Here is a 16,922-nt window from a genome sequence, read left to right as displayed (position 1 = left end):
CCCGGCGTTTTTTCTGGCCTGCTTGCCAAGCAAAAGAGGGTGACTTAGAGCACCTCCCGAAAGAAACGGGAACCGGTTTTTGGGCCGGGAAATGCTCCGCGGGGGCCATCCCGTGGGAAGCCGGGGCAGGCATTTGCCGGGCGATGGTTAGGTAGCTGAGGGAACATGCGCAAGTTTTTCGGAACCGACGGGATTCGCGGCCTGACCAACCAGGTCCCGATGACCGCGGAAGTCGCGATGCGCGTCGGCATGGCGGCGGGCGCGCACTTCCTGCGCGGCGACCACAAGCATCGCGTCGTGATTGGCAAGGATACGCGCCTGTCGGGCTATATGCTCGAAAACGCGCTGGTCGCGGGGTTCACCAGCGTCGGGATGGACGTGGTGCAGGTCGGGCCGATGCCGACCCCCGCGATCGCGATGCTCACGCGTTCGATGCGCGCCGACCTCGGCGTGATGATTTCGGCGAGTCACAACCCGTTTCGGGATAATGGGATCAAGCTGTTCGGCCCCGACGGGTATAAGCTGTCCGACGAGGATGAGGCGCAGATCGAGCATTTGCTCGGGCAGGAACCGAAGCTCGCCGAGCCCAGCCACATCGGACGCGCCAAGCGCATCGACGATGCGCGCGGCCGCTATATCCATGCGGTGAAACAGAGCCTGCCCGAATCGGTCCGTCTCGACGGGCTGCGCATCGTGCTCGATTGCGCCAATGGCGCGGCGTATAACAGCGCGCCGACCGTGTTCTGGGAACTCGGCGCCGACGTGGTGGCGATCGGGGTCGAGCCGAATGGCACGAACATCAACGACAAATGCGGATCGACCGCGCCCGCGCTGCTGCAGGAAACGGTGGTCGCCAGCGGCGCCGACATCGGCATCGCGCTCGACGGCGACGCCGACCGGCTGATCGTCGTCGATGAAAAGGGACGGATCGTCGACGGCGACCAGATCATGGGACTGATCGGCGCGAGCTGGGCGCGGCAGGGGCGGCTGAAAGGCGGCGGCGTCGTTGCGACGGTGATGTCGAACCTCGGCCTCGAACGCTTCCTCGAAGGCGAGGGGCTGCGGCTCGAGCGCACCAAGGTCGGCGACCGCCATGTTCTCGAACGGATGAAGGAGGGCGGCTTCAACGTCGGCGGCGAGCAGTCGGGGCATATGATCCTGTCGGATCATGCGACGACCGGCGACGGCACGCTCGCGGCGCTGCAGGTGCTCGCCGAGCTGATCGCGTCGGGCAAGCCCGCGGGTGAATTGCTGCACCAGTTCGACCCGGTGCCGCAGCTTTTGAAGAATGTCCGCTTCGCGGGCGGCAAGCCGCTCGAAGACAAACAGGTCATCGCGGCGATCGCCGAAGGCGAAGCCACGCTCAACGGCCGCGGCCGCCTCGTCATCCGCCCGTCGGGCACCGAACCGCTGATCCGTGTCATGGCCGAAGGCGACGATGCCGGACAGGTCGAGCAGGTCGTCGACATGATTTGCGACGCCGTGCGCGCGGCGACGGCATAACCATTTGATTTTTTAGAACCGAAAGAGACTTATCATGCTTGAAATGCGACCCGATTGCGAAAAATGCGGACGCGATCTGCCCGCCAACCTTCACGGCGCCTTCATCTGCTCGTTCGAATGCACCTTCTGCGCGAACTGCGCCGACAAGCTCGACGAGATTTGCCCCAATTGCGGCGGCGACCTGCTCGACCGGCCGCTGCGCGAGGGCGCGGCGCTGGCGAAATTCCCCGCTTCGACGGAGCGAAAGCATAAGGGGTGACCGTCCACTTTCACGTCATCCCAGCGAAAGCTGGGATCGGGTGCGTCATGACGCGGCTTATGCCCGATAGCGGTCCCAGCTTCCGCTGGGACGACGGAGTGGTTCGGTGACCGCGCGCGTCCTGATCATCGCCGGCTCGGATAGCGGTGGCGGTGCGGGTATCCAGGCCGACATCAAGGCGGTCACGATGCTCGGCGGCCATGCGATGACCGCCATCACAGCGATCACCGCGCAGAATACGCTGGGGGTGCAGGGCGTCCATCCGGTCCCGACCACGATGGTCTTGCAACAGATCGACAGTGTCGCGTCGGACATCGGCGTCGACGCGGTCAAGATCGGGATGATCGGCAGCGCCGAAACCGCGGCCGCGGTTGCGGAGCGATTGTCGCGGCCCGATCTCGCGCAGGCGGCGCTCGTGTTCGATCCGGTGATGATCGCGACGAGCGGATCGGTGCTCGCCGACACGGCGACGATCGACGCGTTTCGCGCGCTGCTCGATCGCGCGATGGTCGCAACGCCGAACCTGCCCGAACTGGAAGCCTTGGGCGGCGAGGATGCGGTGCTCGCGCACGGCTGTTCGCTGCTCGTCAAGGGCGGCCATGCCGAGGGCGAGACGGTGATCGACCGGCTGCTCGAAACCGGCGAGGGCGAAGTCGCGCGCTGGGAAGCGCCACGCATCGACACGCCGCACAGCCACGGCACCGGCTGCACGCTCGCGAGCGCGATCGCGACCGGGCTGGCACAGGGCATGCCGCTCGAACCCGCGATCGCGCGCGCGCGCGATTTCGTGCGGCTTTCGCTGCACGATGCGCCGGGACTGGGGCAGGGGCATGGCCCGATGGGGCAGCAATATGTGCGCAACGACGGGCTGTTCACCGGCCCGGCGCTGAATCAGGTCACGCTGCCCGCGAACGACTATGCGGTGTCGGTCGCTTTCTACAAGCAGATGGGGCTGACACAGATCGTCGATAGCCCCGACAATGGTTACGCGCGCTTCGAGGCCGCCAACGGGGTGACCCTGTCGATCCACGTCGGCGACGGCGCGGCGGGCGGAGTGACCGCTTATCTCGAGAGCGGTGCGCTCGATGCGTGGGTCGCCTATCTGGCGCGGCGCGGGGTGCGCTTCGATCAGATGCCCAAGGACGAGGAATGGGGCTGGCGCGAGGCACGGCTGGCCGATCCCGCGGGCAATCGCCTGTGCCTGTACCAAGCGGCCGAATATCGGAGATATCCGCCGTGGCGGATATAGCTCCCCTCCCGCTTGCGGGAGGGGTTGGGGGAGGGCATGTTTCGACAGCGCCGAACCCCGACCGGCCCTCCCCTAACCCCTCCCATAAATGGAAGGGGAGCAAGTGATCGTCGGCGTCGACGAAGCCGGTCGCGGGCCGCTCGCCGGCCCCGTCGTCGCGGCGGCGGTGCTGCTCTGCGAAGGCGGCATCCCCGGCCTCGATGACAGCAAGAAACTCACGGCAAAGCGCCGCGCCGAACTCGAAGCGCAGATCAAGGCGCGCTGCCGCTGGGGCGTCGGCGAGGCGAGCGTTGCGGAGATCGACCGCGTCAACATCCTGCAGGCGACCTTCCTTGCGATGACGCGCGCGGTCGAGGCGCTGGGGTTCGAGCCCGCCGAGGTCCTCGTCGACGGCAACCGGCTGCCGCGCTGGCGCTACACCGCGACCGCGATCATCGGCGGCGATGCACTCCACCCGTGCATTTCGGCGGCGAGCATCATCGCGAAGGAGCATCGCGACCGTTTCATGGTCGCCGCGGCGCGCGACTTCCCCGGCTTTGGCTGGGAAACCAACATGGGCTATGGTACGGCGCAGCATCTCGCGGCGCTGCGCCAACATGGCCCGACGCCGCACCATCGGACCAGTTTTGCCCCGGTCGCACAAATGCAGCTGGTCTGACCGCCCGAAGCCTAAAAGCCTAAGAGGGGAACAGGCGATGAGCAGAGGATTTTCGGCCGACGATGTCGGTACGCAAACAGGGCGGCGTTTCCTTGTTACCGGTGCCAATGCCGGAATCGGGTTTGAAGTTTCCAAAATCCTCGCGGCGCGCGGCGCGCATGTGATCCTTGCCTGCCGCGATGAGGACAAGGCCGAGGTGGCGATGAACCGCATCTGGGTCGACGTGCCAAAGGCCGAACTGTCGTTCCAGCCGCTCGATCTTGCCGATCTCGACCAGGTGCGCGATGCGGCGAAGGCGGTGCTCGCGGGGCCGCGGATCGACGTCCTCATCAACAATGCGGGGGTGATGATCCCGCCCCGGACGCTGACCAGGCAGGGGTATGAGCTGCAATTCGGGGTCAACCACCTCGGCACCTTCGCGCTGACCGGGCTGCTCCATCCCCATGTCGACGACCGGATCGTCATCACCGGCAGCATCGCGCACCGCAACGGGGCGATGGATTACAGCGACCTGTCGGCGTCGCGCAGCTATCACAATTGGGCGCGCTACCAGATGAGCAAGCTCGCGAACCTGCTCCATATGTTCGAGCTCGACCGGCGGCTGAGCGCTGCCGGGCGCGCGACGCAGGCGATCGGGTGCCACCCGGGGGTCGCGCTCACCGAACTGACGCGCCACCTGCCGCTGCCGCTGCGCACGATGACCCCGCTCGCCGCGCCCTTTTTCAACAGCGCGGCGCAGGGCGCGTGGCCGACCTTGCAGGCGGCGACGGGCGCGCGCGTGCAGGGCGGCGACTATCTGGGGCCGCAGGGGCTCGGCGAGGTGTCGGGCCGCTCGGGCCCGGCGCGCGCAACGCGCGACGCGCGCGATCCAAAGCTCGCGCGCGAACTGTGGCAGCGTTCGATCGACCTGACGGGGGTCGATCCGGGGCTCTGACCCCGAGACGCAAATTTTTTTCGCCAGTGAGTCTTCATCGCCACACCACCAGTGGTTGAGTCTCCGAGTCGCGGCCGACTCCATATGGTGTGCCAGACTCGTTTCGTTCTCATCGCGTTAACCAGTTAGAGAGGCGGATTCCTTAGACTCCTGCGCTTGACGGCGGACTCCGCTGGACTCATCAGGGCCTTCTTACGAGCAAGGAACGGGGTGAAGCATGGGTGTGATGGAACGGGTCAAGGCGCCGGCGACGAAGAAGCGGACGCCGAAGGTCGACCCCGCGGACCTGCCGCTCGACAGCATCTTGCAGGGCGATTGCGTCGAGATGATGCGCAGCTTGCCCGCCGCGTCGGTCGACATGATCTTCGCCGATCCGCCGTATAATCTCCAGCTTGGCGGCGACCTGCTGCGCCCCGACGGCAGCCAGGTCGACGCGGTCGACGATGACTGGGACAAGTTCGACAGCCTCGCGACCTACGATCGCTTCACCCATGCCTGGCTCAAGGAAGCGAAGCGCATCCTGAAGCCGAACGGCAGCATCTGGGTGATCGGCAGCTATCATAATATTTTCCGTGTCGGCACCGCGCTGCAGGACAATGGCTATTGGATCCTCAACGACATCGTGTGGCGCAAGGCGAACCCGATGCCCAATTTCAAGGGCACGCGCTTCACCAACGCGCATGAGACGCTGATCTGGGCGTCGATGGGCGAAAAGTCGCGCTACACCTTCAATTATCGCACGATGAAGACGCTGAACGACGAACTGCAGATGCGTTCGGACTGGCTGATCCCGATCTGCGGCGGCCAGGAACGGCTCAAGAAGGGCGGCACGAAAGTTCACCCGACGCAAAAGCCCGAGGCGCTGCTCTATCGCGTCCTGCTCGCCTGTTCGAACCCCGGTGACGTGATCCTCGATCCCTTCTTCGGCACCGGCACGACGGGTGCGGTCGCAAAGCGCCTTGGTCGTCACTTCATCGGCATCGAACGCGAGGATGATTATATCGCGGCCGCGCTGGAACGTATCGAGCTGGCGCTGCCGCTCGACGAAAGTGCGGTGAAGACGATGATGGCGCCGAAGGCCGCGACGCGCGTCGCGTTCGGCACGCTCGTCGAATGCGGCATGATCGCGCCGGGAACGATACTGACCGATACCAAGCGCCGCTGGAAAGCCAAGGTGCGCGTCGATGGCAGCCTCGATTGCGAAGGCCAGCCCGCAGGCTCGATCCACAAGGTCGGCGCGGGCCTGCAGGGGGCGCCGAGCTGCAACGGCTGGACCTTCTGGCATGTCGACAATGGCAAGGAACTCCGCGTGATCGATGCGGTGCGGCAGGACTGGCTGCTGGCAAACGAAGCGTAAAAGACCGTCGCCCCCGCGAAGGCGGGGGCCGTAATCGGCTTGCCACGACGTGGCGGCTTTATAATGCCAGCGGCCCCCGCCTTCGCGGGGGCGACGAAGGGACCGGGCATGTTTTCACCTCTAACCAAGCCCGACTTCGGCGCCGCGTCGGCGGATGCGCAAATCTATTGCCGCCCGACCTGCTTCGTCGACCGCCCGCACGAACTTGACGACGATTGCCTGCGGATCGCCGACTCGATGGTCTGGTTCGCGGCATGGCATATCAGCCTGCGCGACGGTCTGACCGTCAAATCGGCAATTGTTCCCATTCCCGAGTGGGATGGCTGGATCGCGGCGATGCCCGACAGATTGGCGCAGGCGGCAAATGCGCAGCGTGCCGGTGTCGCGCGGCCGCGCGGTGTGCTGCAACTCGGCGAGCGGAAGATCCGGCTGAACGAGCCGCAGCTCATGGGCATTTTGAACGTCACGCCCGACAGTTTTTCGGACGGCGGCAAGCATGTCGATGCGGTTGCGGCGACCGAAGCCGGTTTCGCGATGGGCGCCGCGGGCGCGGCGATCATCGATGTCGGCGGCGAATCGACGCGCCCCGCCGCGCCGCTGGTCTGGGAAGGCGACGAGATCAAGCGCATCGAGGGCGTGGTGTCGGCACTCGCGAGAGGCGGCGTCGCGGTGTCGATCGATACGCGCAAGGCCGCGGTGATGGAGGCGGCGCTCGCCGCCGGCGCGCGGATCGTCAACGATATTTCGGCGCTGCGCTACGACGACCGCGCGATGGAAGTGGTCGTGCACGCGGGTTGCCCGGTCGTGCTGATGCACGCGCCGTCGGCCAAGAGCGATCCGCACGAGGGCGGCAATTACGCGCACGTCCTGTTCGACGTCTACGATATGCTCGCCGAGCGCGTCGCGGCGTGCGTTGCCGCCGGGGTCGACCCGGCGAAGATCATCGTCGATCCGGGGCTCGGCTTCGGCAAGGGCGTCGGCGACAATCTCGCGCTGATCAACGGCCTCGCGCTGTTCCACACATTGGGCTGCCCGGTCCTGTTTGGAGCCAGCCGCAAGCGGATGATCGGCGCGCTCGATAACGAAGCGCCCGCCGATCAGCGGCTCGGCGGCACGGTGGCGCTGCATTATCAGGCGGCGACGCAGGGCGCACAGTTGCTGCGCGTGCACGACATTGCCGAGAACCGGCAGGCGCTGCGCGTCTGGCGCGGGCTGCGCGATGCGGCGCTGACGGTTTGATCTTTTCCCCCTCCCGCTTGCGGGAGGGGTTAGGGGAGGGCATGTCGAGGTCGTCCGCCGTCGAAACAGGCCCTCCCCGACCCCTCCCTAAAGGGAGGGGAGTTATTCTTCCACCCGCCGCGCCTTCTTCCCGCGCGCCACTTCGGTCGCGAGCGCCTCGAACCTTGGCTCCCACGTCCGGCGGAAGCGTTGGACCCATGCGTCGATCTCGTCGAATCGCTCGGGCGCGATGGCGTAGAGCCGCCGCCGCCCGTCGGCACGCGACGTCGCGAAGCCGCTGTCGCGAAGCACGCGCAGATGCTGCGACACCGCGGGCTGCGAGATGGCGAATTCGGCGGCGATCACCTCGACGATCTCGCCCGATGCGCGTTGGCCGTCGGCGAGCAGTTCGAGGATGCGACGGCGCACAGGGTCGCCGAGGATGTCGAAGGCGTGACTCATTCGGGCGCAGCGGCGCCGGTGTAGAAGGCGGTTGTGCTAGCACCCGCGCGGTTCGCGGCCGCCTCTGGGGTGCCATAGGCGATCGAAGCGGCGGTCCATGCCTCGCTGCTCCATGTCGCGAACGCCATGCCTTCGTCGCTCAGCGCCCAGGTCTCTTCGGCGAAGCGTTCGTTACTCTCACCGGTTTCGATATGCCAGCCAAGTCCCATCAGCGACAGATCCCAGCCCACGCCGACCGCGCCGGGGCCGAACCTGTCCCAGAATTCCTCGGATTTGTCGTCGAGCGGAGCGATATGCCTCAGCGTCAGGCGCGTCCTGTCGCCGCCCGCCGCGGCCAGTTCGACCTCGACCCAGCTTACCCCGCCACCGAATTCCCACGTCAGCGCAAAGCTGCGCGGCGGGTCGCACGCGGTGACGGTGCCGCCGGCATTACCCTTGATCTGATATTTTCCCCCGAGGGAGAGGTCGCCGTCGACCGGCGCGAACCAGCGCGGGATGCGCTCCTTTTCGGTGATCGCATTCCACAGATCGGCGATGTCGGTGGGATAGTCGCGCGAGGCGACGACTGCGCGCGCGGGTTGGCCCTCGTGCGTCACATCCTCGACCTTGCGGACGACCATGGCGGCTTGGGCGACGGTATCGAACGACATGATGATTCTCCCGATTGAATTCGGAGAATAGATAAGTCGTCAATTATATAAGTCTAGACTTATATTAAGCGGCCGTATCGATCCCCAGGTCGCTCAATTTGCGATAGAGCGTCGAGCGGCCGATGCCGAGGCGGCGGGCGACTTCGCTCATGCGGCCGCGATAATGGCCGATTGCGAGGCGGATGACGTCGGCCTCGATTTCCTCGAGCGGGCGGAGGTTGCCGTCGGGCAGGTACAATGTGACGCCGATCGCCTCGCCGTTGATCGCGATCTCGCCTTCGCCGCTCGGGCTGCCGCCGCCGAGCGTCGCCTCGATCGCGCGGAAATCGGCGCTGGTGAGGACATCGGTGGTGCTGTTCACCGCAGCGCGGAACAGCACGTCCTGAAGCTGGCGGACATTGCCCGGCCAGGCATAAGCGGCAAGCAGGCGCAGCGCGTCGTCGGTGACCCCGATCGGCCCCATGCCCGGCAGGCCGCCGATGCGCGCGAGCAGATGCCGCGCGAGCGGTCCGACGTCGCCGCGGCGCTCGGAGAGCGAGGGCAGGGTGAATTGGGCGCTCGACAGCGCGTAGAACAGGTCTTCGCGGAAGTGGCCGGCCTCGATCAGCTTGTCGAGCGGGCTCGTGCTGGTCGCGATGATGCGCACATCGACGCTCTGGCGGATCGATCCGCCGATCATCTGCACCTCACCGGAATTCAGGAATTCGACGAGCTTCGCTTGCGTTTCGAGCGGGATGCATTCGACATGGTCGATGATGATGCTGCCGCCGTCGGCCTGGACGAGCCGCCCGACCTGGCGGTCGAACGCGCCGGCAAAGGCGCCGCGTTCGTGGCCGAACAGCCCCGATCCGATGAGACCGGGGGACACCGCCGAGCAATCGACCATGACGAGCTGGCCGCGCGCGCGCGGGCTGGCGCTGTGGATCGCGCGGGCAAAGACTTCCTTGCCGGTGCCGGGCTTGCCGTTGATCATCACCGGTACGCGCGCGCGCGCGGCCTTGGCGGCGATCGCCAGCGCGCTGCGGAAATTGGGGCTCGACCCGATGATTTCCTCGAAAGCGAGCGGTGCGCGCAGCTTTTCGGTGAGCGGACGCAATTCGCCCTGCGGGCCGCTGGTCGACACGACGCGGTCGAGCGCTTCGAGCAGCCGGTCGGGCGCGATCGGTTTCTGGACGAAGTCGCTCGCCCCGGCGCGCATCGCGCCGACCGCGACCTCGACCCCGTTGCGCATCGTGATCACGACGAGCGGCAGCGCGGGCCGCCAGCGGCGCAGTTCGCCGACGAATTCGGAAATATCCATCCCCGGCGCGCCCTGATCGACGAGAACGGCGTCGAGCGCCATGCCTTCCTGCGTGCCGAGTTTGGCAAGCGCGGTGTCGGTGTCCGCGGCGATGACGCTGCGCCAGCCGCCGCGCGATACAAGGGCCGCCAGAAAGCGCTGCTGGGCAGGCTCGCTGTCGACGATCATCACCATTCGCGTGTCGCGCGTGTTCGTCATCGTTCCGAATCTGCCCCCTGAACCGACATTGCTATGGGTTTGTTCTGCTGAGGGCTGCATGTGTATCCGATAGGGGTAAAAGGGCGATTAAGGGCATTCGTCTTTTCCCACAGTTAAGTCCAGCGGCCAAACCCGCACTTGAGCATCGCGGGGCGCGTAGCTAAGACCGGCGCGATAACCGATTCTGGGTGCGGCGCTGTGCGTTCGCGCACAGTAATTGACCGTTTAAGGGGAAAAGCGATGGCACAGCAGGAAATGAAGGCAGCCGAAGAAACCTATGCGGGTTTCATCAGCCTGTTCAAGATCGGCTCGATCATCACCGCGGTCGTCGTCATCGGCGTCGTCCTTCTCATCGCGTCCTGATCGAACGGCATGCGCATTGCTGTCCTGAGGGAGCTCGCCGAAGGCGAGACCCGCGTCGCCGCGACCCCGGAAACCGTGAAGAAATTCATTGGCCTGGGCGCCGAAGTTGCCGTCGAATCGGGGGCAGGTGAACAAGCCTCGATCGCCGATGCTGATTATAGCGCCGCGGGCGCGAGCGTCGGCAGCCGCGCCGACGCGCTGAAGGGCGCGAACATCATCCTCGCGATTCAGGGGCCCGATCCCAAGGGGCTTTCGGGCTTTGCCGAGGGCGCCTGGCTCGCCGCAGGTCTCAACCCGTTCGGCGAGCGCGAACGCGTCGACGCCTATGCGAAGCTCGGGCTCGAGGCGCTCGCGATGGAATTCATGCCGCGCATCACCCGCGCGCAGTCGATGGACATCTTGTCGAGCCAGGCGAATCTCGCGGGCTACAAGGCCGTGCTGATCGCGGCGAACGCCTATGGCCGCGCCTTTCCGATGATGATGACCGCCGCGGGCACCGTCAGCGCTGCCAAGGCGTTCGTGATGGGCGTCGGCGTCGCCGGGCTTCAGGCGATCGCGACCGCGCGCCGCCTCGGCGCACAGGTCAGCGCGACCGACGTGCGCGCCGCGACCAAAGAACAGATCATGTCGCTCGGCGCCAAGCCGATCTTCGTCGAGAGCGTCGCGGGGATCGAGGGCGAGGGCGCGGGCGGCTATGCCACCGAAATGTCCGACGAATATAAGGCGGCGCAGGCCGAACTCGTGTCATCGCACATCGCCAAGCAGGACATCGTCATCACCACCGCGCTGATCCCGGGGCGCCCCGCGCCGCGGCTCATCAGCGACGCGCAGCTCGCGACGATGCGCAGCGGCAGCGTGATCGTCGACATGGCAGCCGAAAGCGGCGGCAATGTCGAAGGCTCGGTCTCGGGCGAGGCGAAGAAGATCCACGGCGTCACCGTGATCGGCGCGAAGAATATAGCGGCGCTGATGCCCGCCGATACCAGCGCGCTGTTCAGCCGCAACCTGTTCAACTTCCTCTCGGCCTTCTGGGACAAGGAAACCGGCAAGCCGGTGCTCGACGAGGAAATCGGCAATGCCGTGCGCCTGACGCAGGGCGGCAAGGTCGTGAACGAGCGGTTGCTGGGGTAACGGAACCGGGAAATATCATTTGCTTCCGTCGCAGCCGCTCGTGAATTTCCGGCAAAATACGGAACAATGCGGGCGGCCGCGGGTCTCTAAGCGAGAGGGAAAATCTTTCCCGACTCCGTGGAGACGATGCATAAAAATCGCATATCTTACTTCGGCCGCTCTGACGGTCGCACTCGGGCTTACCGCATGCGGTAAAACCTCCGAAACGCCGCCCACCGAAACCACCACCGTCGCCGCGGAAGAGGCGATGCCTGCCGATACAATGGCGACCGGCACCAACCCGATGGTTGGGGGCGCCGAAATGTTCCCGACCAAGACGATCGTCGAAAATGCAATGGCGTCGCCGATTCACAAGACACTCGTCGCCGCGGTGACTCAGGCCGGGCTGGTCGATACTTTGAAGGGCGCAGGCCCCTTCACGGTCTTTGCGCCCACCGACGATGCCTTCGCAAAGGTGCCGAAGGCGACACTCGACGGGTTGATGCGCCCGGCGCAGAAAACCGTTCTCGGCGACGTGCTCAAATATCACGTCGTTGCTGGCAAGATGAGTGCAGCGGATATCGCCGCCAAGATTACCGAGGGCGGCGGCAAGGCGATGCTCAAAACCGTGAACGGGCAGGATCTGACCGCCACGATGAGCGGCAATACGGTCACGCTTGCCGGAGCCGACGGCAGCAAGGCGACGGTGACCCAACCCGATGTCAACCAATCGAATGGTGTCATCCACGTCGTTGACGGGGTGCTGACGCCGAAGATGTAACCGCAATATCAGGCTTGATCGGCCTCGCATCCCCGCCAGGGAAATGCGAGGCCGTTCCTTTTGACCCGGGTTTCCGGTTTCAGCGGGGTCCCGGCTGCCTGGTATAATCCGGGTTCGCACGAGCGACCTATCATTTATCAGAAAATGGCCGTTTTCGGCCTTTTCATGAAACCTCCTTTGGTTACTATGCGTTCAGGGTTTCCCAAACCCTGAGTTTCAACCAGTTGGAGAATGATTGATGTCGTCTGCGAAGCTTTTCGCCACTCCCCTCCTTGTGCTTGCCACCCTGTCGCCCGTTTACGCACAGGAAACCGCCGCGCCGGCCGAAGCCGCTGAAGTCGCCGCCGACGCCGCCGCTCCGGCTGAAGCCGCTGCTCCTGCGGCACCCGCGCAGCCCACCGGCATCGCGCTCGAAATCGCCGCCAAGCCCGACCACAAGACGCTGGCCACCGCGCTGACCGCGGCGGGCGTGTCGGACAAGCTCGCGGGCCAGCCCTTCACGATCTTCGCGCCGACCGACCAGGCCTTCGCCGCGGTCCCGCAGCCGATGACCGACTGGCTGATGAACCCGAACAATACCGAATCGCTTGCGAAGGTGCTGACCTATCATGTCGTTCCGGGCCGCGTGACCGCCGAGGATCTTTACGCGAAGATCAAGGCCGGCGGCGGCAAGGCGACGCTCGCGACCGTCGAAGGCGAGACGCTGACCTTCACCGAGGTGCAGGGCAACATCAAGGTCGACGGCACGCAGGGCAGCAGCGGCTTCATCACCCAGCCCGACGTCGAGCAGTCGAACGGTAATATTCACGTCATCAACGGCGTGTTGATGCCCAGCCTCGGCTGATGATTCGCGCCGCTGCGTCCGGCTTTCGAAAGGATAAGGATATGAAAACCCATCTGATCTTGACGGCCGCAGCGGCCGCGCTCGCGCTGTCGGGCTGCGGCGACAAGAAGGAAACGCCGACCGAGACGACCACCGTCGCGGGCGGCGAAACCGCGGTGCCCGCGACGCCCGCTGCCGGCCCGTCGGCGATGCTGGCGAGCAGCACCATCGCCGCCAACCTCGCGGCCTCGCCCGATCACAAGTCGCTGGCCGCGGCGGTGACGCAGGCTGGTCTGGCGCAAACGCTCTCGGGCGCGGGGCCATTCACCGTGTTCGCTCCGAACGACGCCGCCTTTGTGCAGGTGCCGCCGGTGACGCGCGACGGCTGGATGCGCCCGGCGCAGAAGGATGTGCTCGCCGGCGTACTCAAATATCATGTCATTCCGGGCAAGCTGACCGCGGCGGACCTTGACGCGAAGATCGCCGAAGGCGGCGGCAAGGCCGTGCTCAAGACCGCCGACGGGCAGGATCTGACCGCAACCAGGAGCGGCGACACCATTTTGCTGACCAGCGCCAGCGGCAACAAGGCGACGGTGACGCAGGCCGATATCGGCCAGTCGAACGGTGTCGTCCATGTCGTCGACGCGGTGCTCGTCCCGAAAATGTAAAAAACATCGCCGGCTGGCCCGGCAAAGCGATATTTTATGTCGCAAAGCGCCCGCATTTCTCTTGGTCAGAAATGCGGGCGCTTCTTTTTGGGAGCTTTGGAGTCGACACATTCGGCGGCGCGCGGCAAGAGGTGCGCGAAACGGAATCAGCAGGGGAGCGAGCCCGTGGATTTTATCGCGATTTTTTCAATTTTCGTACTGGCCTGCTTTGTCGGCTATTTCGTCGTCTGGTCGGTGACCCCGGCGCTGCACACGCCGTTGATGAGCGTCACCAACGCCATTTCGTCGGTGATCATCGTCGGCGCGCTGATTGCCAGCGCCGCCGCGGGTTCGGCCTCGTCCAAATGGCTCGGCCTCGCCGCGGTCGTGATGGCGAGCATCAATATCTTCGGCGGCTTCGCCGTCACCGCGCGCATGCTGGCGATGTACAAGAAGAAGGAGCGCTGAGATGGAATTTCAGTCGATCCTTTCCGCCGCAACCGGCGGCCACGGTCTCGCGGTTAATCCCTGGGCCTCCGTCGCCTATCTGGTAGCGGGCGTCCTGTTCATTCTCGCGCTGCGCGGGCTGTCGAGCCCGGCGACGGCGCAGGCCGGTAACCGTTTCGGTATGGCGGGCATGTTGATTGCCGTCGTGACCACGCTGCTCACCCATGCGCCGGCCACCGCCGAGGGCTTCCTCGATACGGTCGGGCTGGTCGAAATCCTCGTCGCGATCGCGATCGGTGCCGTGATCGGTATCGTGATGGCGCGGCGGATCGCGATGACCGCGATGCCGCAGCTTGTCGCGGCCTTTCACAGCCTCGTCGGCCTGGCGGCCGTCGCGGTCGCAGCGGCGGCCTATCTCAATCCACAAGCGTTCGGCATTGCAGACGCCGCGGGCGAAATCTTCACCGTCAGCCGGATCGAAATGGGGCTCGGCATCGCGATCGGTGCGATCACCTTCTCGGGGTCGGTCATCGCCTTCCTGAAACTCAACGGCAATATGTCGGGGTCGCCGATCATGCTGCCGGGGCGGCATATCATCAACCTCGGCACGCTCGCCGCGATCATCGGGCTCGTCGCCTATTTCACCTTCGACCAGAGCCCGTGGATCTTCTGGACGGTTACCGGGCTCAGCTTCCTTATCGGTTTCCTGCTGATCATCCCGATCGGCGGCGCCGACATGCCGGTCGTCGTGTCGATGCTCAACAGCTATTCGGGCTGGGCCGCGGCGGCGATGGGCTTCACGCTCGGCAACACCGCGATGATCATCACCGGCGCGCTCGTCGGCTCGTCGGGTGCGATCCTGTCGTACATCATGTGCCGCGCGATGAACCGCAGCTTCATCAGCGTCATCGCGGGCGGCTTCGGCGCCGACGCCGGACCAAGCGACGGCGGGTCGAAGGAACAGCGTCCGTGGAAACCCGGCAGCGCCGAAGACGCGGCCTTCCTGATGAGCCAGGCCGACACCGTCATCATCGTTCCGGGATACGGCATGGCGGTCGCGCAGGCGCAGCACGCGCTCCGCGAAATGGCCGACCAGCTCAAGAAAGAGGGCGTGACGGTCAAATATGCGATCCATCCGGTCGCAGGCCGCATGCCCGGCCATATGAACGTCCTGCTCGCCGAGGCGAACGTCCCCTATGACGAGGTGTTCGAGCTCGAGGACATCAACGGCGAATTCGCGCAGGCCGACGTCGCCTTCGTCATCGGCGCGAACGACGTGACCAACCCGTCGGCGAAGACCGACAAGACGTCGCCGATTTACGGCATGCCCGTGCTCGACGTCGAAAAGGCGAAGACGGTGCTGTTCGTGAAGCGTTCGATGGGCGGGGTCGGCTATGCCGGCGTCGACAATGACGTCTTCTACATGGACCAGACGATGATGCTGCTCGGCGATGCCAAGAAGATGGCCGACGACATCGTCAAGGCGCTTAGCGGCAGCGGGCACTAGACAAGAATCGTCGCCCCTGCGAAGGCAGGGGCCGCTGGCAGCCCTGCGCTGCCTTGATAGCGGCCCCCGCCTACGCGGGGGCGATGTGTTTTAAAGGGGCAATATGCGCAAAATCGGCCTGATCGGAGGGATGAGCTGGGCATCGACCGAGCTTTATTACCGCCATCTCAACAAGGGGGTGCAAAAGCGCCTCGGCACAGCCTGTTCGGCGCCGATCCTGATGGAGAGCCTCAACTATTGCGAGCTGTCGCGCATCACGACCCCTGAAGGGTGGACGCATGCGAAAGAGGTGCTGATCGCCTCCGCGCAGCGGCTTGAGGCCGCCGGCGCGACCGCGCTGATGATCGCAGCCAATTCGATGCACAAGGTGGCCGAGGATGTCGCCGCGGCGATCTCGATCCCGATCCTCCACATCGTCGACGAAACCGGCCAGAAGATGAAGGCCGACGGGGTCAAGTCGGCGGCGGTGATCGGCACGCGCAATGTGACGACCGAACCCTGGTTCCGTCAGCGGCTGGTGCGCCACGGGCTGACGCTCGCACCCTATGACTCGAGCCGCGTCGACGAGATCGACCGCATCATTTACGAAGAGCTGATGCTCGGCAAGGTGAACGAAAGTTCGCGCCGGACGATGAAAACCTTCATCACCGATATCGCCAAGCAGGATATCCAGGCGATCGTGCTCGCCTGCACCGAACTGGTGATGCTGGTCGACACCGACGCCAATCTGCTGCCGATCTATGACACCACGCGGATACATGTCGCCGAGGGCGTCAACTGGATTTTGGGCGAAGGGTGAAGGCAAATCCTCCCTGTCGCGAAGCGATGGGGAGGGGGACCGCCGCCGTCGGCGGTGGTGGAGGGGCGGCGACGTTGCGCCACAGTCCCTCCGTCAGCGCTTCGCGCTGCCACCTCCCCATGCCTGCGGCACAGGGAGGATCGAGTTTATCCCATCTTCGTCCACGTCACCGTGCGGCAGAACAGGCTGACGCAGCCCTTCATCGTCATCTTGCCGCCGTTCACGCGCAGGTGCGCCTTATAATATCGCCCATCCTCGGGGCTATAGCCTTCGCCCTTCCAGCCGTCGCCATGCGGCACGAGATCCCAGTAAATCTGTAGTCCGGTGACCTGGCGGCCGCGTTTCGCCTTGTCGGGATTGCGCTCGTCGCGCTGGCCCCCAGTCGGCTGCTTGATCAGCAGGCGATCGACGCGCCCGCACATCTTGTTTCCGCACGCGGCCATGACGACGACGGCCTTGCCATCGTCGGTTTTCCAGCGCCCGGCAATCGGCGCGGGCGCCGCCGCCATCGACGGCACGGCTATCAAGGCGACAAGCGCCAAACCTAATCTGTGAATCAAAGCGACCTCTCCCCGGGTTAGCTACACATATGTCAGCAACATCGCTTGGCATCCGTCAAGTCTTGCACCATGCTCCCCGAAAATAAGGGGAGAGACA

Annotated in this window: 19 protein-coding genes; 15 read left to right on the top strand and 4 right to left on the bottom strand. The window is 65.2% G+C overall.

The window, feature by feature from the left end; translation table 11 throughout:
- Window positions 1-165: 165 nt before the first annotated feature.
- The 7 genes from glmM to folP all read left to right on the top strand — a co-directional run bounded on the left by glmM (window position 166) and on the right by folP (window position 7,199).
- Window positions 166-1,503, top strand: a complete 1,338-nt coding sequence (gene glmM / locus ATE70_RS11605; protein ID WP_058538057.1) for a phosphoglucosamine mutase — start codon at window positions 166-168, stop codon at window positions 1,501-1,503.
- A 34-nt stretch (window positions 1,504-1,537) separates the two neighbouring features.
- Window positions 1,538-1,762 carry a DUF1272 domain-containing protein gene (locus tag ATE70_RS11600; RefSeq protein ID WP_037510600.1) on the top strand — a complete coding sequence of 75 codons (225 nt, stop codon included), beginning with the start codon at window positions 1,538-1,540 and terminating at the stop codon, window positions 1,760-1,762.
- A 106-nt stretch (window positions 1,763-1,868) separates the two neighbouring features.
- Window positions 1,869-3,011: a bifunctional hydroxymethylpyrimidine kinase/phosphomethylpyrimidine kinase gene (gene thiD / locus ATE70_RS11595; RefSeq protein ID WP_058538056.1), complete on the top strand. Its 1,143-nt coding sequence runs from the start codon at window positions 1,869-1,871 to the stop codon at window positions 3,009-3,011.
- Between the two features lie 103 nt (window positions 3,012-3,114).
- Window positions 3,115-3,669 (top strand): ribonuclease HII, encoded by a 555-nt coding sequence (locus tag ATE70_RS11590; protein ID WP_405053493.1) that lies wholly within the window; start codon window positions 3,115-3,117, stop codon window positions 3,667-3,669.
- A 37-nt stretch (window positions 3,670-3,706) separates the two neighbouring features.
- The gene (locus ATE70_RS11585; RefSeq protein ID WP_058538054.1) at window positions 3,707-4,603 is read left to right on the top strand and encodes an oxidoreductase; all 897 of its coding nucleotides are present in this window, start codon (window positions 3,707-3,709) and stop codon (window positions 4,601-4,603) included.
- Window positions 4,604-4,820: 217 nt separating this feature from the next.
- A complete protein-coding gene (locus ATE70_RS11580; RefSeq protein ID WP_058538053.1) occupies window positions 4,821-5,960 on the top strand; it encodes a site-specific DNA-methyltransferase in 1,140 nt (379 codons plus the stop codon).
- A gap of 108 nt (window positions 5,961-6,068) precedes the next feature.
- On the top strand, window positions 6,069-7,199 hold the full coding sequence (gene folP, locus ATE70_RS11575) for a dihydropteroate synthase (RefSeq protein WP_058538052.1): 1,131 nt from the start codon (window positions 6,069-6,071) through the stop codon (window positions 7,197-7,199).
- 102 nt (window positions 7,200-7,301) lie between these two features.
- On the opposite strand, the gene ATE70_RS11570 is transcribed toward folP, so the two are convergent.
- The 3 genes from ATE70_RS11570 to ATE70_RS11560 all read right to left on the bottom strand — a co-directional run bounded on the left by ATE70_RS11570 (window position 7,302) and on the right by ATE70_RS11560 (window position 9,788).
- Window positions 7,302-7,640 carry an ArsR/SmtB family transcription factor gene (locus tag ATE70_RS11570; RefSeq protein ID WP_058538051.1) on the bottom strand — a complete coding sequence of 113 codons (339 nt, stop codon included), beginning with the start codon at window positions 7,638-7,640 and terminating at the stop codon, window positions 7,302-7,304.
- A complete protein-coding gene (locus tag ATE70_RS11565) occupies window positions 7,637-8,290 on the bottom strand; it encodes an SRPBCC family protein (protein WP_058538050.1) in 654 nt (217 codons plus the stop codon). Before ATE70_RS11565 ends, ATE70_RS11570 begins: the two co-directional genes overlap by 4 nt.
- 64 nt (window positions 8,291-8,354) lie before the next feature.
- Window positions 8,355-9,788, bottom strand: a complete 1,434-nt coding sequence (locus tag ATE70_RS11560) for a sigma-54-dependent transcriptional regulator (RefSeq protein WP_058538049.1) — start codon at window positions 9,786-9,788, stop codon at window positions 8,355-8,357.
- Window positions 9,789-10,028: 240 nt separating this feature from the next.
- On the opposite strand from ATE70_RS11560, the gene ATE70_RS11555 reads away from it, so the two are divergent.
- The 8 genes from ATE70_RS11555 to ATE70_RS11520 all read left to right on the top strand — a co-directional run bounded on the left by ATE70_RS11555 (window position 10,029) and on the right by ATE70_RS11520 (window position 16,265).
- Window positions 10,029-10,151: an aa3-type cytochrome c oxidase subunit IV gene (locus tag ATE70_RS11555; protein WP_056374262.1), complete on the top strand. Its 123-nt coding sequence runs from the start codon at window positions 10,029-10,031 to the stop codon at window positions 10,149-10,151.
- Between the two features lie 9 nt (window positions 10,152-10,160).
- The gene (locus ATE70_RS11550) at window positions 10,161-11,282 is read left to right on the top strand and encodes an NAD(P) transhydrogenase subunit alpha (RefSeq protein WP_058538048.1); all 1,122 of its coding nucleotides are present in this window, start codon (window positions 10,161-10,163) and stop codon (window positions 11,280-11,282) included.
- A gap of 247 nt (window positions 11,283-11,529) precedes the next feature.
- Entirely contained in the window at window positions 11,530-12,042 is a 513-nt protein-coding gene (locus ATE70_RS11545) for a fasciclin domain-containing protein (protein ID WP_082639414.1), read from the top strand.
- 238 nt (window positions 12,043-12,280) lie between these two features.
- Complete coding sequence (locus ATE70_RS11540; protein WP_058538047.1) at window positions 12,281-12,886, top strand: fasciclin domain-containing protein; 606 nt, start codon at window positions 12,281-12,283, stop codon at window positions 12,884-12,886.
- A gap of 41 nt (window positions 12,887-12,927) precedes the next feature.
- Complete coding sequence (locus tag ATE70_RS11535; RefSeq protein WP_058538046.1) at window positions 12,928-13,533, top strand: fasciclin domain-containing protein; 606 nt, start codon at window positions 12,928-12,930, stop codon at window positions 13,531-13,533.
- Window positions 13,534-13,698: 165 nt separating this feature from the next.
- Window positions 13,699-13,980, top strand: coding sequence for a proton-translocating transhydrogenase family protein (locus tag ATE70_RS11530; RefSeq protein WP_039573456.1), 282 nt, complete (start codon window positions 13,699-13,701; stop codon window positions 13,978-13,980).
- A gap of 1 nt (window position 13,981) precedes the next feature.
- Entirely contained in the window at window positions 13,982-15,466 is a 1,485-nt protein-coding gene (locus ATE70_RS11525; RefSeq protein ID WP_058538045.1) for an NAD(P)(+) transhydrogenase (Re/Si-specific) subunit beta, read from the top strand.
- 103 nt (window positions 15,467-15,569) lie between these two features.
- The gene (locus tag ATE70_RS11520) at window positions 15,570-16,265 is read left to right on the top strand and encodes an aspartate/glutamate racemase family protein (RefSeq protein ID WP_058538044.1); all 696 of its coding nucleotides are present in this window, start codon (window positions 15,570-15,572) and stop codon (window positions 16,263-16,265) included.
- Between the two features lie 146 nt (window positions 16,266-16,411).
- Here the strand turns inward: ATE70_RS11520 and ATE70_RS11515 are convergent, their stop codons facing one another.
- Complete coding sequence (locus ATE70_RS11515; RefSeq protein ID WP_156419665.1) at window positions 16,412-16,825, bottom strand: DUF2147 domain-containing protein; 414 nt, start codon at window positions 16,823-16,825, stop codon at window positions 16,412-16,414.
- Window positions 16,826-16,922 lie beyond the last annotated feature (97 nt).

The sequence above is a fragment of the Sphingopyxis sp. H053 genome, from assembly GCF_001468225.1.
Lineage (GTDB): Bacteria > Pseudomonadota > Alphaproteobacteria > Sphingomonadales > Sphingomonadaceae > Sphingopyxis.
This window is presented reverse-complemented; position numbering and strand designations above follow the sequence as displayed.